Consider the following 21,395-nt stretch of genomic DNA (forward strand, 5'->3'; position numbering starts at 1 on the left):
CAAGCTGCCGACTGCGCGCACGTGGTAGAAAGGGGGCCGAACGCCGGCCACGCCGGTTTGCACGCGCCGGAGCAACCCACCCATGGCACGCCCCGCCGAAAACATCGGCCTGAACCCGTCGCCGGCCACTCTGGCCAGCGATGACCCGCGTTATACCGCGGCGGAGTTTCCGCCGAACAAACTGCTTTATCTGGTGCAACTGGCCGACGCCGCGGGCGTCGACAGCCGGCCATGGTTCGCCGGCTTGGCGCTGAGCCGGACGCAGATTGCCGACCCCGCGCTGCGGGTGTCCTATCGCCAGGCCCATGCCTTCGTGCGCCGCGCGCTGCAGTCGTTGCGCGTGCCTGACGCCGGTTTGCGCATTGGTCGCGAAGGCACCATTGGCGGCTTCGGTCTGCTCGGCCTGGCGATGATGACCTCGCGCACGCTCGGCGAGGCGATGTTCGCCGGCATCACCCATCACAAGATATGCGGCTGCCTGCTGGAAGTGGCGGTCGAGCCGGTCAGCGAGCGCGAGGTGGCGCTGGTCGCCTGGCCACGTTTTGGCGACACCGAATTGATGTCGTTCTTCTGCGAGGAGCTGTTTGCCAGCTGCCTGATGATCGCCCGCGAACTGGTCGGTGCGGAGTTGTGCCCGGTCCGCGCGGACTTCGCCTACGTCCGGCCCGCCTATGCGGCGGAGTACGAAACCCTGTTTGGCTGCGAAGTGCGCTTTGGCGCCGCGCGCAACCAGTTGCTGATCGATACCCAATGGCTGGCGCGACCGTTGCCCGGGTACAACCCGCTGACCGCGCAACAGGCGCTGGCCCTGTGCGCGCAGCAACGAACGCCGGACGGCGGCGAACCGCATCAGGAAATCGTCGCGGCGGTCGAACGACTGCTGCGCAGCCAGTTGTCGCAGCAGCCCCGCCTCAACGACGTGGCGCGCACGCTCAACCTCAGCGAACGTTCGCTGCGCCGCAAACTGGCCGAAAGTGGCCGCATCTTCCGCGAGATCCATGACCGCGTGCGCGCCGAACGCGCACTGCAACTGCTGCAGGCCGGTACGCTCAGCGTGGCCCAGGTCGGCAGCGAGGTCGGCTTCAATGATCCGCGGGAATTCCGCCGCGCCTTCAAGCGGTGGACCGGCATGCCGCCACAGGACGCCCGGCGCAACGCCGCCTGAGTCGGCAAGTCCGCGCATCTGGCCTGTTTGCCCCCCGTGCACTGGCCGTTCTGCCCTCCCCCTCACCGATGGTTTGAGGGAGAGTGTTCCCATTCGTGGCATTCGATCCGAATGGGGAGTTCAAGATCATGCGCAAGTTGCTCATCACTGCGGCCATTGCCGCGGCGCTCGCCGGGTGCGGCCAGTCCGCGCCGGCACCGCAAGCCAGCAGCGACATCAGCTTCGAAGCCAAGCTGCAGGAACAATTGCTGGATGCCAAACCCGGCAGCGTGATCGAGATTCCGGCCGGCCACTACTCGCTCCGGCGCGGCCTCAGCCTGCGCACCGATGGCGTCACCATCCGCGGTGCCGGCATGGACAAGACCGTGCTGTCGTTCAAGGGCCAGGTCGTGGGCCCGGAAGGGCTGCTGGTCAACGCGAGCGACTTCACCATCGAAAACCTGGCGCTGGAAGACACCAAGGGCGACTCGCTGAAGATCAACCAGGGCAAGAACATCACCATTCGCGGCGTGCGCGTGGAATGGACCGGCGGCCCGAAGACCACCAACGGCGCTTACGGCCTGTATCCGGTCAAGACGCAGAATGTGCTGATCGAGGATTCGGTGGTGATCGGCGCCTCGGACGCCGGCATCTACGTGGGCCAGTCCAGCAACATCGTGGTGCGCAACAACCGCGCCGAATACAACGTGGCCGGCGTGGAGATCGAGAACTCGGTGAATGCCGACGTCTACGGCAACACCGCCACCAACAACACCGGCGGCATCCTGGTGTTCAACATGCCCAACCTTTCGCAGGAAGGCCACGGCACGCGCGTGTTCAAGAACAAGGTTTACGGCAACAACACCGGCAACTTCGCCGCCAAGGGCGCGGCCGTGGCCAGCGTGCCGGCCGGCGCCGGCGTGGTGGTGAACTCGAACGACAAGGTGGAGATCTTCGACAACGACATCGCCGACAACAAGACCGCGAACCTGATCATCGCCAGCTACTTCTCGACCAATTACTACAACACCCGAGGCGTGTCGCCGAACTACAACCCGTATCCGAAGGGCATCTTCATCTACGGCAACCGACTCAAGGGTGGCGGCGATTCGCCCGACGGAATCAAGCTGAAGACGCTGAAAACGGCGATGTATGGTCTTGGCGGGCATTTCCCTGACGTGCTGTGGGACGGCTATGTCGACGCGAAAACTCTGGTGAACGGCGTGCCGCCGGCGGCCGATCGCATCTGCATCCAGGACGTCAACGGCGTGCTGAACGCCGACGGTCCGCACGACTACAAGAACCCCAGCAACGACACCAAGGCCTACGCCTGCACCCTGCCGAAGCTGCCGGCCGTGACGCTGGACCCGGAGCCCAAGGCATGACGGCAAGGCCGCTGTGGCAGATGGTGCTGGCATTGCTGACCGGGATGCTTCTGGCTGGCTGTCAACGAGGCATGGCACCGGTGACTTTCCACGCGGAGGGACGACCGGCCAAGCTCAGCGACTGGCACGTGGTCGAGGTACGCGACGGCAAACTGCAACTCAATGACAGCGTGGTCCCGTACGATCTCAACACGCCGCTGTTCACCGACTATGCGCACAAATTGCGCACCGTCTGGATGCCCAAAGGCACTTCGGCGACATACAACGCCACCGACACCCTGGATTTCCCGGTCGGCACGGTGATCAGCAAGACGTTCTACTACCCGCGCGCGGCGACCGGCAAGGTGGGTGACGTCTTGCGCAATGACGACTACGCGCACGACTTCGCCGGACAGGGCCTGGACATGGCCCACGTGCACCTGATCGAAACGCGCATTCTGGTCCGTCGCAACGACGGCTGGGCCGCGATTCCGTACGTGTGGAACGAGGCGCAGACCGAAGCCACGCTGGCGCGCACCGGCGCGGTGTTGCCGTTGACCCTGGTCGCGGCGCAGCCGGTTGCCGGCCAACCGGCGCGGGAGGATTTCAACTACGTCGTGCCCGACGAAAGCCAGTGCGCCAGTTGTCACGCCCAGGACTGGATCGACCGCAAAGTGCATCCGATCGGACCGAAGGCACGCCACATCAACAAGGATTATCACTACGCCGACGGCAGCGCGAACCAGCTCGAGCACCTGGTGAAGGTTGGCTACCTGAGCGGACTGCCCGCATTGGCCGGCGTGCCGCGCGACGCGAACTGGGAAGATGCCCATGCCAGCCTGGACACCCGTGCGCGCGCCTACCTGGACATCAACTGCGGCCATTGTCACAACGTGAACGGAGCGGCCAACACCACCGGCCTCACGCTCGATGTCGGTACGCCGGAGGACCGCCACCTCGGCATCTGCAAACCGCCAACCGCGGCCGGCCAGGGCACCGGCGATCATTTTTTCGACATCGTGCCAGGCAAGCCGGAGGATTCGATCCTGCCTTACCGCCTGTCATCCACCGAGCCGGGCGTGATGATGCCGGAGATCGGGCGCAGCACGGTCCACCGCGAAGGCGTGGCCCTCATCAAGGCATGGATCAAGGCGCAGCCGGGGAGCTGCGTGGCGATCCACTGATTCACCTGACACCTGTGTGCGGCTGCCAGCAGCCGCGCGATCCGATGCAAGGGGAGAGCACCGAATGAACATGCGTCAACGCCCACTTTCGATCAGCCTGCGCCGCCTGTTGTTCGGTGGCAGCGCGTTGCTGCTGCTGTGCAGCCCGTCCCTGGTCCTGGGCGCAAACGCGCCGCAGGATCCGTCCACCGACGGCGCCACACCAGCCGCTGACCCGGCGAAGGATGTCACCCAGCTGGGCAAGATCACGGTCACCGCGCAAAGCCGCTCGCAGGAAATGCAGGAAGTGCCGATTCCGTTGCAGATCGTCACGGCGCAACAGATCGACAAGCTGGCCGCCACCGACCTCAGCAAGATGGACATCTTCGTGCCGGGCCTGGTGGTCGGCGCCAGCCAGCCGACCCAGCCGAGTTATCAGATGCGCGGCATCGAAACCAGCAACTTCGGCATCGGCACCGAGTCGGCGGTGGGCGTCTACGTCGACGGCGTCTACGCCGCGCGCTCGGGCGGTGCCTTGCTGGCGTTCAACGACATCGCGCGAATCGAGGTATTGAAGGGACCGCAGGGCACATTGTTCGGCCGCAACGCCGCCGCCGGTGCCATATCGATCGTCACCAACGAACCGTCTGACCATTTCGAGGGCAAGGCACGCGTGCGCCTCGGCAATGATGGTCGCCAATATGCGGACGCGCTGATCAATGTGCCGGTGAATCGCGACATGGCCGTGCGCATGAGCGTGCTCGACAATCGCAGCGACGGCTGGATCAAGGACGCCGCCACCGGCAAGAGCTACGGCAACGACCACGACTGGGGCAGTCGCCTGGTCTGGCGCTGGAATGCCACGCCCGACACGCGCGTGTTGCTGTCATGGGACCACGAACAGCTGAAGCAGCCACCGCAGGCGGCGATCGGCTTGATTGCCAAGTCCGATTACATCACGCGCCCGGCACCGTTCAACGACCAGGTCCCCCCGTTCCCGGCCGACCCGTCGAGCTATCTCGACCCTCGTCACGCCCCGCTTTACAACGACACGGTGGATGCCGGCGAGAAGCGCCATTTCAACGGAGCCACGCTCTCGGTCGATCATTCCCTCGGCTGGGGCAGCCTGACCTCCACCACCGCCTGGCGGCACTTCAACACCTACAACCGCGGTGACTATGACGGCACCAACAATATCGCCACGTACCTGGACACGGCCAACATAGAAAGCAACAACAGCTGGTACCAGGAATTCAAAGTCGCCGGTACCACGGGCATCGCCGACTGGGTCGGTGGCCTGAGTTACTACGACGAACACGCACGACAGACCAGCCAGACCAACGTGTTCACCAACAGCGTCGATTCGCTGGCGATGAATGTGGGCGGAGCCGCGCCCACCGACACGTTCGCCTTTTATGACACGCTGCTGCCGCTGGTCGGCTACGGCCAATATCACCTGCTGGGCGACCCATGGCGCGAGCAGATCAGCAACGTCGGCCGCTTCAAGGCGTATGCGGCGTATGGCGACGTGATCTGGCACCTCACCGACCGACTCAGCCTGACCACCGGCGCCCGCTTCACCCGCGACGAGAAGAGCTTCTCGTGGTTCAACCCGCCGCGCCAGGCCGATGAACTGGACGCGACCATCGACGCGTTGATGCCTTTGCTCACCGCGATCGGCATTGATCCCAGGGCGTTCCAGCAGAACCTGATTTTCAATGCCGCCAGTGGTGCCCCGGTCAACGTGCTGGTGAAGGACCAGAACAGCTGGAACGACTTCAGCCCCCGCGTGGTGCTCGACTACAAGTTCACCCCTGACGTGATGGGTTACGCCTCGGTCACCAAGGGCTACAAGGCCGGAGGCTACAACAGCGTGCAGATCGGCTCGCGCTTTGCCCCGGAGAAGGTACTGAACTACGAAGCCGGCCTCAAAACACTGTTCCCCGAACAGCACCTGCTGCTGAATGGATCGGTCTATTACTACCGCTACGACAACAAGCAATCGCTCACCCTCGACCCCAACAGCACCGGCTCCCGCGTGCCCCGTTATCTGGTGAGCAGCACCGATCAGGAGGCCCACGGCCTGGAGTTCGAAGCGCAATGGGAGCCGGTCGACGCGCTCAAGCTGAGCGTCACCGGCGCCTACATTGACGCCACTTATCGTCAGGCGGTGGCACCGTCGGGGGTCGATCTTTCCGGACAACCGACTGGCGAGCCGCTGTTCTCCTTCGCCACGGCCCTGTCGTACGTCTGGCAAGGCGTGGCCGGCGGCGCGCTGGAGTTCGACCTGTCACATGCGTATCGAGGCAAGTCACGCTGCAATCGTGACTCCCAATTGCAGGGCACTTGTCAGATCAGCCCGAACTTTGACACCGGTACCGCACAACAGCGCACCGACACGCGACTGGATTGGCATTCGGCCAGTGGTCAATGGGGCGTGGCACTGTACGCGAACAATGTGTTCGACAAACGCTATGTCACCGGGGTAAACAACATCTCCACCAGTGTGTTCGGCACACCGTTTGCCAGCATCTCCCCGCCACGCACCATCGGCGTCGAATTACGCGCGAAATTTTGAGAACCCCATGACCGAAAGCCAAGCGCTGACCGCCGACCTGCAACGCATGCGTGACGCGCAGTCCAGCGAACCGATGCCCGGATGGGCGCTGCGCGAGCAGCGTCTGCGCAAGCTGGAAACGATGCTGCGCGAGCAGCGCGACGCGTTCGCCACGGCCATCAACGCGGACTTCGGTTGCCGTCCGCGCGAAGAGACCGATCTGCTGGAGATTTTCCCAAGCCTGTCGGCCATTCGCCATGCGCTGGGCCACGGTCGGCGCTGGATGAAACCACGCCGAGGCCTGGCCGACCTGCTGTTCCTGCCGGCGCGCACCGAACTGCGCCCGCAGCCGCTGGGCGTGATCGGCATCATCGTGCCGTGGAACTACCCGTTGTACCTGGCCATCGGCCCGCTGGTCGACGCGCTGGTCGCCGGCAACCGCGCCATGCTGAAGATGAGCGAGTTCACGCCGCGGTTCTCGGCGTTGTTCGCCGAACAGGTGGCCAGGCACTTCGCCGCCGATGAGGTATGGGTGGTGAACGGCGACGCGACCGTGGCGCAGGCGTTTTCCGCGCTGCCGTTCGACCATCTTCTGTTCACCGGCTCCACCACGGTGGGCCACCACGTGATGCGCGCCGCAGCGGCCAACCTCACCCCGGTGACGCTGGAGCTCGGCGGCAAGTCGCCGGCGATCATCGGGCCCGGGGCGCGCTTTGACCACGCGGTGGAGCGCATCGTGTTCGGCAAGATGGTCAACGCCGGGCAGACCTGCATCGCGCCGGATTACGTGTTGTTGCCGCGCGCGCAGATGACGGCGTTCATCGATGCGGCCGGCAAGGCGTTTGCGCAGATGTATCCCGACCTCGGTCGCAGCGAGCAGTACGCCAGCATTGTTTCGGACCGGCAATACCAGCGGCTGACCGGCTTGCGCGACAGTGCGCTGGCAGCCGGAGCGCAAGTCCATGCACTCGGCCAGACCAGCGAGGATCCGGCAAGGCGCCTGCTGCCGCCGCAGCTGCTCACCGGCGTGGCCGACGACATGGCGGTGATGCGAGAGGAGATTTTCGGCCCGCTGCTGCCACTGGTGCCGTACGACAGCCTGGACGAGGCGATTGCGTACGTGCGGGCGCGCGCGCACCCGCTGGCCCTGTATCTGTTCGAGAACGACCAGAGCCTGGTGGACCGGGTCCTGACCCACACCCACGCCGGTGGTGTCACGGTCAACGACACGCTGTACCACATCGCGCAACACAACCTGCCGTTCGGCGGCGTGGGCGCGTCAGGCATGGGCGGCTATCACGGCGAAGCGGGCTTCCGCACGTTCTCCCACCTCAAGCCGATCTTTCGCCAGGCTCGACTCAACGGCACCGGCCTGCTCAACCCGCCCTACGGCGCACGCTTCCGTCGCATGCTCGGCCTGCTTCTTCGCCGCGGCTGAGATCGGCACAAAAAAGCCTCCCCGCCGAAACGGGGAGGCTCACTTCCTGACTCAGAACGCGGCCGTGGCCGTGATCAGAACTTGTACGTCGCCGACAGACTGAGCAGGTTGCCGTAGTCCGAGAAGTTGCCGCTGACGACGTCACCGGTCGAACTTTCGCTGTCGATGTGCGCCTGATTCACGAAAATGTGCGCATACGAGGCATTGATCTCGAACCGATCGCTGGCCTTGTAGCCGATGCCGACCGTCGCCAGCTTGCGGGTGGAGTCAGGCACGCGCACGTCACGCACCCGGTAATAGCTCGGGGTCGTGTCGACCGCGATACCAGCCCGCAGCGTGACCTTGCTGCTGAGGTAGTAGTCGCCACCGATCGAGGCGTACACCGTGTTGCGCCAGTTGAACGTCTCGGCCGTATCCGGCTGGGCCGCATTGCCGTACTTGACGCGGAGCTCCTTGAACACATCCCACTTGGTGTAGGCCAGATCGATGCCCAGGCCGAACTTCTCGGCCTGATGCCAGTAGCTGGCGCTGATCACGGCCGGGGTGGTGAAGCCTGCGGTGCCGGTGGTGTTGGAGAACGGCGGAATACCGCCCGCCAGCGCCGGGTTGCTCAACAGCAGCTGGTAGCCTGCGGTGGTATCAAACTTGCCGGTACCCTGCAGCTGATGGCTGATTTTCGAGCGGTAGTTCAGCGCGAACTTGTCGTTCGGCGTCAACTTCCAGAAACCACCCACCTGGTAACCGTATCCCCAGTCGTCACCCTTGATGGTGGCAAAGCCGTCGGCACCTGGCGGCGTAACTGCGGCCACGCCGGCGGCAGCGGCCTGACCCTGGGCGACGGCCTGCTGGATCATCGCACCAGCCTGCTGTGGAGTGAGCTGGCCCGCGGCGGCAGCAGCCTGGATCTGCGCGACGCCTGCGGCGGTCTTCGCGCCAATGCCCTGCTGGATGCTCAGGCCCACGGCGTTGAAGTTGATCGCACTGCTCAGTTCGGCCGAGGTGCGCTGCGCGATGGCGCTCACGCCCACCGCAAAGTTGTCGGTCACGTCAAACGACGCCGAGAGGGTCGCGTCGAGGGACTGGAACTTGGACTTGACGCCGTTGTAGCGGCCCACCCAGTCACGGTCGTATTCGGTCTGGAAGCCGAACGGCACGGAGAAACCGAAGCCCAGATGCACCTTGTCCGACACCTTGGACGAAATGAACAAGGCCGGTACCGGAAGCGTGGTTCCCGCATCGCCACCATTGCCGCCACTGATCGGGCGGCCGAGCACATCGTGCGCGCTGCCCTTGAATTTGGCGCTGAAATTGATGGCCGTGACGTCAGCCTGGAGGTAGGTGCCATCCAGTTCGGTCATTGCCGCAGGATTGTTTGCCACCACCGAGGCATCCCCACCGGCCGTCGCCGAGCCGGCGTAGGCACGCCCCAGGCCCTTGGCACTGTTTTCCTTGAGCTGAAACGCACTGGCGTCGGCGTTGGTCGGCGCGAACAACGCACCGACGATGGCAATGCTCAGCGCGGCGAGCGCAAGCGGACGGGTAACACCCGCGATGGAACGGAAGGACGTCTGCATCACTTGCTCCTGCTTTTTATGTGGCGGCCTGAGGCCCATGTTTGATGGTGCCGAATGAGGCAGGAACTGCCAATTCATACGCGCGTTTGAACTGCCCCGCAGGCACTTTGCCGACTTGCCCCGGGGGTTGCAAGTGCGAACGCAACAAAATACTAACATCCGCACGCCATACCGACAGGCGTTGGAGGCCTCAGCCGACACTCAGCATTGCGACCGGCGCGGCTGCTACCCTTCCCTGTCGCACACCCACCTCTCGGATCCACTCACCATGCAATGTTTCGTCTACGCCAGCCTGCGCAAGGCTGACAGCTACCTGTGGCTGGCCGAGCGCGATGCGTTCGAGAGGCTGCCCGAATCACTGGTACTGCTGCTGGGTGAACTGCGTTTCGTGATGGAAGTGCAGCTGGACGAGCAGCGCAAGCTGCCGGTCGAGGACAACCTGCAGGTACTCGCCCATCTGCGCGAACAAGGCTGGCATCTGCAATTGCCGCCCAATGAAACACTGGCAGCGGCCAACCACCTGCCTTACACCCACTCCCCGCAGGATGACCGGGACGAGTGACGCGCCGTTGCCTGGCGAAGATCCCCGTCGGCGTTAACACTTGGTTACCGTCTGCCCATCCAACGATTTCTATACTCTGCCCATGACCCAGCCCAGATCGCGACGCCGCCCACCCTTCCTGCAAGCCCTGGCCTGGTTTCTTCCCGGTTTGTTGGCGGTGTTCGTTGCCGGACTGGTCAACCATCCGTTGACCCTGATTCCCCTGCTGGCGGCCAATGCGCTGACGCTGGCGGCGGTATGTCACGCGATCGGCTTCGATCCCGAACCGCAGTTCATGCGCACCGTGCTGCGCCGCGGGGCCGCCCATCTGGTGATGTTCACTGGCTACACCGTGCTGGTGTTCGTGCTGGTCGCCTGGCCGATGATGCAACTGACCCACACGCCGAGCCTCAGCGCCGCGCTGATGCTGGCCGCGGCACTGGTGCTGGCGCTGGTCGCACTGTGGCGGTTGTGGCCGGCGTTCGGTCTGGTGTTTCTGTGGGATGACGCCTACCCGAGCCAGCGCGATGGATCGTGGATCTTCACCGCCACCTTGCGCAGTCTCGCGTTCGGTCGGCATCTGTCGGGCGAAGAACGCTTCTTCAGTCACTTTCTCCCGGTCGCATTTTCCGTGCTTCTACTCTCCTTCGGCGCGATTGCGTTGACCGGACTGTATGGCCTGGTGCCGGCCGAACCGCGCACCGCCGCACTGGCGTTGTACGGCATCGTGCTGCTGCCGGCGGGCTGCCTGGTGATTGCCAACCGCACGCTGCGCGCTCTGCTGTGCGAAAGCCGGCATTCGCGTCGGCGTGGCGACCCGACGGCGCCCGCCGCACCTCGTCCGACCCTCACCGAAACCGAGCGCACCGCCGGCACGCCGGAACAGGCTGCCGCCCTGCTTGCCGCAACCCGTGACGGCGACATCGAGCGGGCATTGGCGCTGGTGGAAGTGGGTGCCGATCCTGATACCGCACCGGCATCGACTGATCGCGACCAGCGACCGGTGCTGATGCTGGCTGCGCTGCTGCCCGATACCCGCCTGTTGCGCGCCTTGATCGCCAAGGGCGCCGACGTCAACCGCGCCAGCGGCGGACTTACGCCGTTGCTCGCTGCCACCCGTGACAGCTGGCACGGCCGCGCCGAAGCGGTGCTCACCCTGCTTGCCAACGGCGCCAGCCCGCTGGTCACCGATGCGGAAGGCAACACCGCTTTGCATGGTGCGGTGCTGAGTGCCGATGCCGGCGTGGCCGCGATGCTGCTGGATGCATCGGCGCCGATCAACGCCCTGAACCAGGCCGGCATCAGTCCGTTGGCCACTGCCTGCCGCGCGGCCAACTGGCCGTTGGCAAAATTCCTGCTCGAACGCGGTGCCAAGACGGCCCCGCTCGATGGCGAACCCGCGCTGGTCGCCGCCAGCAGCATTGCCGACGATGACGTCGAAGGCGTGAAGCTGCTGCTCAAGCATCGTGCCGCGGTGAATGCACTCGACGCACGCCATCGGCATGCTCTGCTGATCGCCGCCGCGGAAGGCCATGAACAGCTGGCCCGTGCGCTCTGTGCGGCCGGCGCCGACGTGAACCTGGTCGACCAGCGCGGCAGCACCGCGTTGATGGAAGCGGCCCGCGCCGGCGCGGGCGGCATCGTGAAGCTGCTGGCCGAAGCGAAAGCCGATGCCGGACTGCGCGACAGTCACGGTCGCGATGCACTGACCCTGGCCTGCCAGTCACCCCACGCCGATGCCGAAACGATTCGCGCACTGCTTTCGCTGGGCGCCGACCCGAAGGCGATCGGCGGCGACGGTCGCAGCGCGCTCGACCACGCCGCCGATGCCGGGCGCTGGGATCTGGTGGCGCTGCTCGATCCGGACACGCCGCTGCCGACCAGCCTCAGCCAGGACGTGCTTGCCGAAGGCGCGGATACGCCGGGGCACCTGATCGATGCCCTGCGCTTTGGCCACTGGGCAGTCGTTTCCGGTTTCAGCACGCGCGTGCGCGACTGGCCGCAAGCCGATCTGGCGCGCATGTATCTCGAGCTGGCCTCGCCCGGACTGGCAGCGGCCCGCCGCTGGCTGCTTGAGCACGGCCTGAGCGCTGAAGCGCGACTGGAAGCACCGCGCACCGACGACGCCGACACCGGCGACGAGCCGAGCCTCCCGCCGCTGGGCCAGCGCCTGTTTGATGCCTTGCTGCCGCGACTGCCGGACTCCACCGAGGCGCTCGACGACCTGTTGCAGGCAGGCGCGTCGCCCGCCGGAGCGCGGCTGTTGGCCCAAACGCTGCTCCACACGAACGACGCAGCGCAGTCCGCCGCGCTTCCGTTGAAGATGCTGGAAGCCGGCGCCGATCCGTTCGGTGCCGACGCGCGCTCGCGCACGCCGCTGCAACTGGCCGCCGTGAATGGCCAGCTGGATCTGCTGCAGGCGCTGCTCAACCGCGGCTGCGATCCGAACACCCGCGACCGCGACGGCCACACGCCGCTGTTCGCCGCACTGGAACATGGCGCGCAGGCACTGCCGCTGGTGCGCGCACTGATTGCGCACGGCGCCGATCCGGAAGCCACCGACGCAAATGGCGAAACACCGCTGGGCCTGGCGCTGGAACACCCGGCCGTGGAGCGATGGCTGGACTGGCGCGACTGGTCACGGCCCCATCGCCCGCTGCGTGCCACCGATCTCCCCGCCGCAGCCAGGGCCGGCGCGCTGGCCAGCGTGCAGCGACTGCTCGAGCTGGGGTTCGCGGTGGACACCTGCGACGAACAAGCTGCCACCGCGCTGCTGCATGCCTGTGGTGCCGGCCACCGCGAGATCGCCAGCTGCCTGCTGGCGGCGGGCGCCGACGCGGCCCTTGCCGCACGCAGCGGTGTCACGCCGCTGGTTGCCGCCGTCGCCGCCCGGCGCGAATCGCTGGTGGCGTTGCTGCTGCAACACGGCGTCGCGATCGACCAGCGCCTGCCGAACGACACCACCGCGCTGATGGCGGCGGCGGCAATGGGTTACCCCGAAATAGCCGAGCAGCTGCTGGATGCGGGCGCCGACATCAAGGCGGTCGACAGCGCCGGCCGCGGCGCGCTGCATGCGGCGGCGCAATTCGGCTTCGAACACAACGACAGCCTGCGCACGCGCCGCCTGTTCGACGCGCTGTTGAAGCGCGGCGCCGACATCAACCATGCGGACAACGAAGGCAAGACGCCGTTGCTGCTGTTGCTCGGCGCCCACCTGCGACCGGGCAGCCCCTGCGATGCCACCCATATCGGGGCACTGGTACCGCTGTTGCTGGATGCCGGCGCCCAGGCCGGCCACGCCGATCAGCGTGGCGTCACGGCGTTGCATGCCTGCGCCATGCACGCTCTGCTGCCGCCCGCACGGGTGCTGCTGTCGCGGGGTGCCGATCGCAACGCCGCCGACGCGTTCGGGCGCAGCGCGGCGGATGTGGCGCGGCAACTGGGTTACGTCGACATCGCCCATGAATTTGCCGCGCGCAGCAATGCGATTCCCAGCGTGCGACAGACCTTGCGTCAGCCGGCGCAGCCGTCCGACTGAGTGATCACACGCAAACGTCGAACGCCTGCGGCGGCCGCACCCGCGAAGGCAGGCTGCGCCAGGCATCGATGACCTGCCCGAACGGCAATTGATCGACCCGCTGCACCTCGGGCAGGCCGCCAAGCAAGGTCACTGCACTGCGACTGGCGCTGCGCGGTTTCCACAAATGTGACGACCGCGCCCCCACCAACACCACCAACGGGCAACCCACCGAAGCAGCCAGATGCGCGGGGGCCGGTATTCACTGACACCCTGGCTGTGCGCAGTCGCCAGCAGAGCCTTCAGGCGACCCAGCGGCACTGCGGCCGCGGTGATCCGTGATGACGCCGTGGCTGCGGCGGCCACGATGGCATCAAGGTAGATCGCCTCGGCCGCCGAGCCGCAAAAAACGACTTGCGCCTGCGGCAGTTCGGCAACAATCGTCCGTGCGACGGCGGTCCAGCGATCGATCGGCCAGGACTTGTCGTCATCATCAGCACGGCGCACACCGTTCCAGCGCATGGTCCGCTTGTTGGCTGGCTGCAGCGGCACCAGCGGCGCATCAGCGACGCCGCGTGCGCTCCGCCAAACCAGCGCATCGGCGCGCTCCGCAGGCTTACAAATCCCCGTCCGGCACCGAACCGATCGGGCGCTGCCGCTCGCGCTCGGCCGCCGGCTCGGCGTCGGCCTCGAACAGACGCTGCAGATCGATCAGCGCATCGCGGTTGCTCTGGATGAGCTTGGTCTCGTCGTCGTAAACCAACGCCTGCTTCTTCAACAGCTCCTCGTCGTAGCGACGGAAACGCTCGACGCGATCCACCGCCATCTCCGCTGACAGCCCCAGCGCCTCCAGCGTCTTGCGAGTCATTTTCAGGCTGGAGTGGAAGGTTTCGCGCACCGGCTCTTCAACGCCCAGATCCATCAGCCTGAACACATGCTGGCGGTTGCGCGCGCGGGCGATGATCTTCAGGTGCGGGTATTGCCGTCGCACCAGACGCGCGGTGCGCAGGTTCGCCTCCGGATCGTCGGTGGCCAGCACAAACACTTCCGCCTTGTCCGCCTGTGCCGCACGCAACAATTCCGGCCGCGCCGGATCGCCGAAAAACAGGTCGATGCTGCCAAAACGGCGCGACAGGTCCACTTGTTCGGCCGAATGTTCCAGCGCCACGAAGGGAATCCCCTGGGCGCGCAGCAGTCGGGCAATGATCTGGCCGACCCGGCCGAACCCGGCAATGATCACCCGCGGCGTGGCCGCGTCAATCGTGTCGAACTCGCGTGCGGGCTTCTTCGGCTTCACGTTCAGCGCGCGTGCGGCAAGCACGACCAGCAGCGGCGTGAGCCCCATCGACAAGGTGATTGCCAGCACCAGCGCATCGCGCTGGGCCGCAGCGATCAGGTGTTGCTCGGCGGCCTGGCGCAGCACCACGAAGGCAAACTCGCCGCCGCAAGCCAGCAGCACCACCAGACGCAGCGTGTCAGAGCGATTCAAGCCGCCGAGCAGGCGCCCCAGCGGCCACAACAGCAGGCCCTTCACCAGCAGCAATGCCAGCACCAGCGCAAGAATCACCAGCGGCCGGTGCAGCAGCAGCGACACATCCATCGACATGCCGACGCTGATGAAGAACAGGCCCAGCAACAGTCCCTTGAACGGCTCGATGTTCGATTCCAGCTCGTGGCGGTATTCCGAATCGGCCAGCAGCATGCCGGCCAGAAACGCGCCGAGCGTGACGGATGCGCCGGCTAGTTCCATCAACCAGGCCACACCAGTGACCACCAGCAAGGCCGTGGCGGTGAACACCTCGACCGAATCGGCCCTGGCCACGAAACGGAACACCGGGCGCAGCAGATAGCGGCCACCGACCACCACCGCGAGAATCATGCCGACCGTGCGCAGTACCGCAACCAGATGGAAATCCTGCGCGCTCGACGATGCCAGCAGCGGCACCGCGGCGATCAGCGGGATCGCCGCCAGATCCTGGAACAGCAGGATCGAGAACACCTGGCGTCCGTAAGCCGAACCCGCCTCCTTGCGCTCGGCCAGGATCTGCAGACCGAACGCGGTGGACGACAGCGCCAGGCTGCCGCCCACGATCACCGCGCCCTTGCCGGACAATCCGAACAGGTAATACGCCGCCGCGGCAATCGCGATACTGGTGGCCAGCACCTGTGCCATGCCGGTGCCGAACACCGAACGCCGCATCACCCACAGACGCTGCGGCGACAACTCCAGGCCGATCACGAACAGCATCAGCACCACGCCGAACTCGGACACCGTGGCCACGCCCTCGGTGTCACTGACCAGTCCCAGCAACTGCGGCCCGATTACCACACCAGCCAGCAGATAACCCAGCACCGCGCCCAGCCGGAACCGCTTGGTCAGCGGCACGGCGATCACCGTGGCCAGCAGGAACACCACCGCGGTTTGCAGAAAGTTATGGCTGTCCACGCGTCAACGGCTCCGTTCGGTTGGCCCCGATTATTCCACGCGAAAGGCGGCGCAGGACTTCCCGGTTCTGATTCGGTGATGCGGTGGCCGAAAAAAAATCAGGCCCGCACAAGGCGGGCCTGATCCGGAAACCGGGCAATCGCCGGATTATTTCTTCGGTGCGTCTTTCAGACCGCGATTCTCCAGCATCGGCTCGATCTTCGGAGCCTGGCCGCGCCAGTCCTTGTACATTTTCGCGAGGTCTTCGGTGTTGCCGCGCGACAGCACCATGGCGCGGAAGCGGTCGCCGTTCGCGCGGGTCAGGCCGCCCTTGTCCTTGAAACCGACGAACGCGTCATCGGCCAGCATTTCGGTCCACAGGTAGGCGTAGTAACCGGCGGCGTAGCCGTTGCCCCAGATGTGCTGGAAGTAGCTGGAACGGTAGCGTGGCGGCACGTAGCTCAGATCGATGCCATCCTTCTTCAGCGCATCGGCCTCGAACTTGTCGGCGTCCTGCAGCGGGGCATCGGCACCGAGCATGTGCCAGTTCATGTCCAGCAGCGCGGCGGAGACCAGCTCGGTCATGTTGTAGCCGGAGTTGAACTTGCCGGCCTTCGTCATCTTGTCGACCAGTGCTTTCGGCATCGGCGCACCGGTCTGGTAGTTCTTCGCGTAGTTGGCAAACACCTTCGGATCGGTGGCCCAATGCTCGTTGAACTGCGACGGGAACTCGACGAAGTCGCGTGCGGTATTGGCGCCGGACAGGCTCGGATACTGCGTGTCGGCAAACATGCCGTGCAGCGCATGACCGAACTCGTGGAACATCGTGATCACGTCATCAAACGACAGCAGTGCAGGCTGGCCCGCGGCCGGCTTGCTGAAGTTGCCGACGTTGTAGATGACCGGCTTGTTGCCCAGCAGCTTGGACTGGTCGACCAGGTTGCTCATCCAGGCGCCACCGTTCTTGTTGTCGCGCTTGAAGTAGTCGCAGTAGAACAGCGCCATCGAGGTGCCGTCCTTGTCGAAGACCTCGAACACGCGCACGTCCGGCTGGTACACCGGGATGTCCTTGCGCTCCTTGAAGGTCAGCCCGTACAGCTGGTTGGCCGCGTAGAACACGCCGTTCTGCAGCACGTTGTCCAGTTCGAAATACGGCTTGATCTGGCTTTCGTCGAGGTCGTACTTGGCCTTGCGCACCTGCTCGGCGTAGAAGTTCCAGTCCCACGGCTGCACCTTGAAGCCACCGTGCTGCTGGTCGATCACGGCCTGGATGTCGGCGGCCTCGACCTTGGCGCGACCGGTGACGGCCGGGACCAGATCCTGCATGAACTTCAGCGCGGTTTCCGGCGTCTTGGCCATCTGGTCATCGAGCTTCCACGCCGCATAGTTCGGGAAGCCGAGCAGCTTGGCCTGTTCGGCACGGATCTGCGCCAGCCGCTCGATGGTCTTGCGGGTGTCGTTCGCGTCGCCCTTCTCGGCGCGATTCCACGACGCCTCGAACAGCGCCTGGCGAGTGTCGCGGTCGGTCAGGTCCTGCAGCTCCGGCTGCTGCGTGGTGTTCTGCAGCGACAACACGTATTTGCCGTCCTGCTTGCGGTCCTTGCCGGCCTGGGTGGCCGCGGCCAGTTCCGCATCGGACAGACCGGCCAGCTTGGCCTTGTCGGCAATCACCGGCGCGGCATCCTTGGTCGCCGCCAGCAGCTTGTTGGTGAACGCGGTGCTCAGCGTGGACTCTTCCTTGTTGAGGTCTTTCAGCTTCGCCTTGTCCGCATCGGACAGCTTGGCACCGGCGTGCACGAAGTTCTTGTAGACCACATCCACCAGGCGCGCCGACTCGGGGTCGAGCTTGAGCGTGTCGCGCTGGTCGTACACCGTCTGCACGCGCTGGAACAGCTTGCTGTCGAGATAGATCGCATCCGAATGCGCCGCGAGCTTCGGCGCTTCTTCTTCCTGCACCTTTTGCAACGCGTCATCGGTGTTGGCGCCGGTGACCGCATTGAACGCGGCCATCACCCGGGTCAGCATGGCGCCGGATTTTTCCATCGCCACGTAGGTGTTCTCGAACGTGGGTGCATCCGGGTTGTTGGCGATCTTCTCGATTTCCGCCAGGTGCTGCTTCATGCCCTCTTCGATCGCGGGCTGGTAATCGGCGTCTTGGATCTTGTCAAACGGCGGCGCATGGAATGGCAGCGTGCTGACGTTGTAGAACGGGTTGCTGCTGATATCGGTCGCCGCGGGCGCCGTGCTGGCGGTGCTGGCGGTGCTGGCGCTGGCGGCCGAAGCGGCCGGGGCGGGAGCGTTGGCGGCGCCTTCCGGCTGTTGCGAGCAGGCGGCCAGGGCCATCGTGGTGGCAATCACAATCGTGCGCAGACGAAGCATCGGGTTCCCCATGAGTGGTGCGCCCGGCATCGGGCGCGGAAGTCTGACCGCCGACTCTAGCGAGAGAACGGTCAGTTTCCAAACAATGTCGACGTCAACAGTCGCAGAATCCTGCGAATCAGGCGCTGCGCAGGTCGCGCAACTGCCAGGCCCCGCCGATCAGCAAATACAGACGATGGCGCAGCACGTTCATCGGCAGGTCGGTGATCACGTCAACTTCGGCATGCAGATCAGCGACCCTGGCGTTCACCTGCGCCGCGGGGTCGGTGGCGCCGAGGCTTTCTTCCACCGCGTCCGGATCGGGTTGGGCGGCGCGCCAGCGCTGGAACAGGTCATCGCTGCGCAGCGCCTGCTGCAAGGTGCTGGCGAAACCCTCGGGAGCGGCGCCATCCCACGAGAAGCGGGGATCGTCGCCGCGGGCGCGGGCGATATCGGCGATCGACAGATAGTAGTGATTGCGGGCCATGGTTACTCCGACGTTGGGGATGATCGCTATCCGAGCACAACGAGTGTGAAGTTCAGTCCAACGCGGCCACGGCCGCGCCCAGGAAGCCGGCCGCCTCCCGGGCTCCCACGCCATGGGGCAGCACACCCAGACAGGGTGCCGGCAGCAAGTCCCGCAAGGTGGCCAGGTTTTCTTCCGGCGCCTCCATGGCCGGATCCACGCGGTTGCCGATCCAGCCGAGCAAGGTGCAGCCATCGGCCACAATGGCCCGCGCACTGAGCAGTGCGTGATTGAGACACCCCAGACGCAGGCCCACGACCAGGATCACCGGCAGCTGCCATCGCCGGGCAATGTCGGACGCGAACAGGTCCGGCGCCAGCGGCACCAGCCAGCCACCGACGCCTTCCACCACGACCGTCGCATGCCGCACGGCCAATTGTTCGAACGCCGCACGCAACGGCGCGAGGGAGATCTCGACGCCATCGTGGGCGGCCGCAAGGTGCGGCGACAACGGATCGCGCAGCGCGACTGGATTGACCAGTGAATAGGGAAGCGCCGTGTCCGCGCCCGCAGCCAGCAACGCCAGCGCATCGTCGTTGCGCAGCCCTTGCGGTGTTTCCAGGCAACCGCTGGCGACCGGCTTCATGCCGCAGGCATCATGCCCCGCCGCACGCAAGGCGTGGATCAAGGTGCAGGCCGCATGGGTCTTGCCGATGCCGGTATCGGTGCCGGCGATGAAAACCGCCTTCATTCTCATGCCATGTCCATGCCGTGACGACGACGAAATCGCCCGATGATCGGCCCGATCAACACCATCAGGAAGTATGTGAAGCCCGGCAGTCCCCACCACCAGCCTGCCGCCGACAAGGGAAGCAGCAGCGAGATCGTCACGGACAGCAGGCCGATCACCGTCGGCACGCTCCACAAGACCACTTCCTTCTGCATGTCGAGCGGGCTGACGCCATCCTTGATGGCCCGTCGTGCGGCATGTCGGAACAGCAGCACGAGCGTGCCCGCCATGCAGGCAAACGACAGCCCGTAGCAGATGAACAACGTGCGCATGTCCACCGGGCCGTTGGCATGGAACGCACTGGGAAACAGCGGACTGATGCCGTTGAAGACGCTGGCGAACACCATGTGCAACGGGTAGATGAAGATCAGCGCGAGGAATACCAGCAGCAGCGACAGCCAGCGCCCGGTACCGTCACTGGTCAGGCAGTGCCGCCGCCAGCGGACGTGGCCATGCCAGAACATCATGATCTGCAGAAAGCAGGCCGCGAAGGCCGGGATGCCGCCAAGTATCTGCAACAGCTTGGCGGTGCTGTCCGGCACCGCGTCGCCGCCGATCACCAGCAAGGTGAGCGTGAACGCGAACGCGCCATCCACGAACATGTCCAGTCGGCCCGCCTCGATGCCTTCGCGCTGCTCGGTCAAGCTCATGCTGCATCCCCTGATGATCGCTCGGCGCATAATACGGGCTTTGCCGAGGGACGCATCGCATGTTCGAGATCAAAGCCCAGACCTATGCCAGCAAGCGCGAGCACTATGCCGACCTGGTGCAGCAGGCGCGCGGCCTGCTTGCCGGCGAGCGCGATCTGATTGCGAATGCGGCAAATTTCGGCGCCTTGATCTATCACAGCCTGGCGCAGGTGAACTGGGCCGGTTTCTATCTGTACGACGGCACCGAGCTGGTGGTCGGTCCGTTCCAGGGCAAGCCGGCATGCATCCGCATTGCGCTGGGCCGCGGCGTCTGCGGTACCGCCGCGCAGACGCGGGAAACCCAGCTGGTGCGCGACGTCAACGCGTTCGCCGGTCACATTGCCTGCGATGCCGCCTCGCAATCGGAAATCGTGGTGCCGCTGGTCAAGTCCGACGGCAGCCTGCTCGGCGTGTGGGATGTCGACAGCCCGGTGACCGATCGCTTCGACGAGGACGACCGAGCCGGCATGGAAGCGCTGTGCGCCGTGTTCATGGCCGCCGCGCAAGGCTGAGCGCCCAGCTGTTTTTTGCTGGCAGCAGTTCGCTGGCGTGGTCTGGTTCAGCGCTCCTGATGGGCGCCGTCGCGCGGCCGGGCCAGCAAGGTCATCACCGCCTGCCGCGCCTCATCCACGCCGGTGCCGGCGGATGAGGAGAAAATCTGCGCGGTGGCGGACAGGTTTTCGGCAGCGAACTGCTTGCGCAGCGCCGCCAGGTTCTGCGCGGCCTGTCCACGCGAGATCTTGTCCGCCTTGGTCAGCAACACGTGGCAGGGCAGCTGGGTGTCAAAACAGAACTGCAACATCAGCCGGTCGAACTCCTTCAGCGGGTGACGGATGTCCACGATCAGCACCAGCCCGCGCAGGCTGCGGCGCTGGTGCAGGTAGGCATCGATTTCCAGCTTCCAGTGTTCGCGCATTTCCAGCGGGACCTTGGCGTAGCCGTAGCCGGGCAGGTCGATCAGACGCAGATCGGACGTGGACGGGCCATTCGCCGCAGCTGGCGGGCGCTGCTGCGCGTCCTGCGCTCGCGACACCGGCGCATCCCGCGGCGGCGGCAGGCTGAAGGCCACCATCTGCTGGGTGCGTCCGGGCGTCTTCGACGTACGCGCCAGACCCTTGTGATTGGTTAGCGTATTGAGTGCGCTGGATTTGCCCGCGTTAGAGCGACCGGCGAAGGCCACCTCGGCGCCCTGGTCGGCGGGAAGCTGGCTGATGCGATGAGCGGCAAGCACGAATTGCGCGCCCTGAAGGGGATTCGACATGGGAATGGTTTGACCAAGCTGGGGTGGCACAGGGATAATTCTTCGGTTTCTGCCTGTTGCGGGCCTTGTGGCCACAATCTCCGGCAGTGTTTGCAAGTCTCTCGGGAG

At 65.4% G+C, this 21,395-nt stretch carries 16 protein-coding genes; 8 read left to right on the forward strand and 8 right to left on the reverse strand.

Translation table 11 applies throughout. The features are described from left to right. Positions 1–82: 82 nt before the first annotated feature. The 5 genes from ACVWWQ_RS14395 (at position 83) to ACVWWQ_RS14415 (ending at position 7,666) form a co-directional block, all read left to right on the forward strand. Complete coding sequence (locus ACVWWQ_RS14395; RefSeq protein WP_133951689.1) at positions 83–1,165, forward strand: AraC family transcriptional regulator; 1,083 nt, start codon at positions 83–85, stop codon at positions 1,163–1,165. Positions 1,166–1,293: 128 nt separating this feature from the next. Next, positions 1,294–2,529 carry a parallel beta-helix domain-containing protein gene (locus tag ACVWWQ_RS14400; protein WP_099654561.1) on the forward strand — a complete coding sequence of 412 codons (1,236 nt, stop codon included), beginning with the start codon at positions 1,294–1,296 and terminating at the stop codon, positions 2,527–2,529. Beyond that, positions 2,526–3,692, forward strand: a complete 1,167-nt coding sequence (locus tag ACVWWQ_RS14405; RefSeq protein WP_133951691.1) for an SO2930 family diheme c-type cytochrome — start codon at positions 2,526–2,528, stop codon at positions 3,690–3,692. The genes ACVWWQ_RS14400 and ACVWWQ_RS14405 overlap by 4 nt, the downstream gene beginning before the upstream one ends. A gap of 70 nt (positions 3,693–3,762) precedes the next feature. Next, positions 3,763–6,249 carry a TonB-dependent receptor gene (locus ACVWWQ_RS14410; protein WP_457383443.1) on the forward strand — a complete coding sequence of 829 codons (2,487 nt, stop codon included), beginning with the start codon at positions 3,763–3,765 and terminating at the stop codon, positions 6,247–6,249. 7 nt (positions 6,250–6,256) lie between these two features. After that, positions 6,257–7,666, forward strand: coding sequence for a coniferyl aldehyde dehydrogenase (locus tag ACVWWQ_RS14415; RefSeq protein WP_133951695.1), 1,410 nt, complete (start codon positions 6,257–6,259; stop codon positions 7,664–7,666). 74 nt (positions 7,667–7,740) lie between these two features. On the opposite strand, the gene ACVWWQ_RS14420 is transcribed toward ACVWWQ_RS14415, so the two are convergent. Beyond that, positions 7,741–9,240 carry an OmpP1/FadL family transporter gene (locus ACVWWQ_RS14420; protein ID WP_133951697.1) on the reverse strand — a complete coding sequence of 500 codons (1,500 nt, stop codon included), beginning with the start codon at positions 9,238–9,240 and terminating at the stop codon, positions 7,741–7,743. Between the two features lie 268 nt (positions 9,241–9,508). On the opposite strand from ACVWWQ_RS14420, the gene ACVWWQ_RS14425 reads away from it, so the two are divergent. Then, complete coding sequence (locus ACVWWQ_RS14425; RefSeq protein WP_099654402.1) at positions 9,509–9,802, forward strand: YcgL domain-containing protein; 294 nt, start codon at positions 9,509–9,511, stop codon at positions 9,800–9,802. An 82-nt stretch (positions 9,803–9,884) separates the two neighbouring features. Further along, complete coding sequence (locus ACVWWQ_RS14430) at positions 9,885–13,319, forward strand: ankyrin repeat domain-containing protein (RefSeq protein ID WP_133951699.1); 3,435 nt, start codon at positions 9,885–9,887, stop codon at positions 13,317–13,319. A gap of 4 nt (positions 13,320–13,323) precedes the next feature. Here the strand turns inward: ACVWWQ_RS14430 and ACVWWQ_RS14435 are convergent, their stop codons facing one another. The 6 genes from ACVWWQ_RS14435 to ACVWWQ_RS14460 all read right to left on the reverse strand — a co-directional run bounded on the left by ACVWWQ_RS14435 (position 13,324) and on the right by ACVWWQ_RS14460 (position 19,987). Next, positions 13,324–13,485: a hypothetical protein gene (locus ACVWWQ_RS14435; RefSeq protein WP_457383444.1), complete on the reverse strand. Its 162-nt coding sequence runs from the start codon at positions 13,483–13,485 to the stop codon at positions 13,324–13,326. Between the two features lie 429 nt (positions 13,486–13,914). Then, positions 13,915–15,744, reverse strand: coding sequence for a monovalent cation:proton antiporter-2 (CPA2) family protein (locus ACVWWQ_RS14440; protein ID WP_133951703.1), 1,830 nt, complete (start codon positions 15,742–15,744; stop codon positions 13,915–13,917). A 147-nt stretch (positions 15,745–15,891) separates the two neighbouring features. Then, positions 15,892–18,102: a peptidyl-dipeptidase Dcp gene (gene dcp, locus ACVWWQ_RS14445; protein WP_133951705.1), complete on the reverse strand. Its 2,211-nt coding sequence runs from the start codon at positions 18,100–18,102 to the stop codon at positions 15,892–15,894. Positions 18,103–18,220: 118 nt separating this feature from the next. Then, a complete protein-coding gene (locus tag ACVWWQ_RS14450) occupies positions 18,221–18,568 on the reverse strand; it encodes a hypothetical protein (protein WP_133951707.1) in 348 nt (115 codons plus the stop codon). Positions 18,569–18,620: 52 nt separating this feature from the next. Then, a complete protein-coding gene (bioD, locus tag ACVWWQ_RS14455) occupies positions 18,621–19,298 on the reverse strand; it encodes a dethiobiotin synthase (RefSeq protein ID WP_133952041.1) in 678 nt (225 codons plus the stop codon). Positions 19,299–19,300: 2 nt separating this feature from the next. Next, positions 19,301–19,987, reverse strand: a complete 687-nt coding sequence (locus ACVWWQ_RS14460) for a TMEM175 family protein (RefSeq protein ID WP_099654409.1) — start codon at positions 19,985–19,987, stop codon at positions 19,301–19,303. A 59-nt stretch (positions 19,988–20,046) separates the two neighbouring features. Here ACVWWQ_RS14460 and ACVWWQ_RS14465 point away from each other — a divergent pair, with 59 nt between their 5' ends. After that, a complete protein-coding gene (locus tag ACVWWQ_RS14465) occupies positions 20,047–20,538 on the forward strand; it encodes a GAF domain-containing protein (protein WP_133951709.1) in 492 nt (163 codons plus the stop codon). Between the two features lie 47 nt (positions 20,539–20,585). On the opposite strand, the gene yihA is transcribed toward ACVWWQ_RS14465, so the two are convergent. Continuing rightward, a complete protein-coding gene (yihA, locus tag ACVWWQ_RS14470; protein ID WP_133951711.1) occupies positions 20,586–21,287 on the reverse strand; it encodes a ribosome biogenesis GTP-binding protein YihA/YsxC in 702 nt (233 codons plus the stop codon). Between the last annotated feature and the right edge of the window lie 108 nt (positions 21,288–21,395).

Source organism: Rhodanobacter sp. TND4EL1 (genome assembly GCF_054061035.1).

Coding starts and splice junctions, on each gene's coding strand:
- bioD (WP_133952041.1), bottom strand. CDS start 19,298: ATGAAGGCGGTTTTCATCGCCGGCACCGATACCGGCATCGGCAAGACC.
- ACVWWQ_RS14460 (WP_099654409.1), bottom strand. CDS start 19,987: ATGAGCTTGACCGAGCAGCGCGAAGGCATCGAGGCGGGCCGACTGGAC.
- ACVWWQ_RS14420 (WP_133951697.1), bottom strand. CDS start 9,240: ATGCAGACGTCCTTCCGTTCCATCGCGGGTGTTACCCGTCCGCTTGCG.
- ACVWWQ_RS14410 (WP_457383443.1), top strand. CDS start 3,763: ATGCGTCAACGCCCACTTTCGATCAGCCTGCGCCGCCTGTTGTTCGGT.
- ACVWWQ_RS14465 (WP_133951709.1), top strand. CDS start 20,047: ATGTTCGAGATCAAAGCCCAGACCTATGCCAGCAAGCGCGAGCACTAT.
- yihA (WP_133951711.1), bottom strand. CDS start 21,287: ATGTCGAATCCCCTTCAGGGCGCGCAATTCGTGCTTGCCGCTCATCGC.
- ACVWWQ_RS14405 (WP_133951691.1), top strand. CDS start 2,526: ATGACGGCAAGGCCGCTGTGGCAGATGGTGCTGGCATTGCTGACCGGG.
- ACVWWQ_RS14450 (WP_133951707.1), bottom strand. CDS start 18,568: ATGGCCCGCAATCACTACTATCTGTCGATCGCCGATATCGCCCGCGCC.
- dcp (WP_133951705.1), bottom strand. CDS start 18,102: ATGCTTCGTCTGCGCACGATTGTGATTGCCACCACGATGGCCCTGGCC.
- ACVWWQ_RS14425 (WP_099654402.1), top strand. CDS start 9,509: ATGCAATGTTTCGTCTACGCCAGCCTGCGCAAGGCTGACAGCTACCTG.
- ACVWWQ_RS14415 (WP_133951695.1), top strand. CDS start 6,257: ATGACCGAAAGCCAAGCGCTGACCGCCGACCTGCAACGCATGCGTGAC.
- ACVWWQ_RS14400 (WP_099654561.1), top strand. CDS start 1,294: ATGCGCAAGTTGCTCATCACTGCGGCCATTGCCGCGGCGCTCGCCGGG.
- ACVWWQ_RS14395 (WP_133951689.1), top strand. CDS start 83: ATGGCACGCCCCGCCGAAAACATCGGCCTGAACCCGTCGCCGGCCACT.
- ACVWWQ_RS14430 (WP_133951699.1), top strand. CDS start 9,885: ATGACCCAGCCCAGATCGCGACGCCGCCCACCCTTCCTGCAAGCCCTG.